Below are 278 nucleotides of genomic sequence, written 5' to 3'. Positions count from 1 at the left end.
GCATTTCTTTTCGAGAACGTGCCTGTTGCACAAATTGGTATGCTTGGTATAGTTTTGTTTCATTTTCACTATACTGCGTCTTACATTTCCCAAGTGCCGCCTCTGTCTTCTGTATGTTTGAGAGAATGCCAGCTACTTTTTCTTTCGCTTGTTCGTAACTTTCTACAAGTTTCGTCTTTTTCGCTGTAATTTCCATACGCATTTCTACATATTTCGCATTCTCTTCATCTAGACGCTCGTTTTTAGACGTTTGCTGTTTAGATTGTTCTTCAATCATA

At 38.1% G+C, this 278-nt stretch carries 1 protein-coding gene; it reads right to left on the bottom strand.

Features of this window, described 5'->3' with window-relative positions:
• Positions 1 to 278: hypothetical protein (locus SB717_RS35390; RefSeq protein ID WP_410907598.1), on the bottom strand; the 278-nt coding region annotated here is incomplete at both ends.

It is taken from the genome of Priestia sp. SIMBA_032 (assembly GCF_046535215.1).
GTDB lineage: Bacteria > Bacillota > Bacilli > Bacillales > Bacillaceae_H > Priestia > Priestia aryabhattai.
Note: the sequence above shows the minus strand (reverse complement) of the source record. Positions and strands in the feature narration are given on the sequence as shown.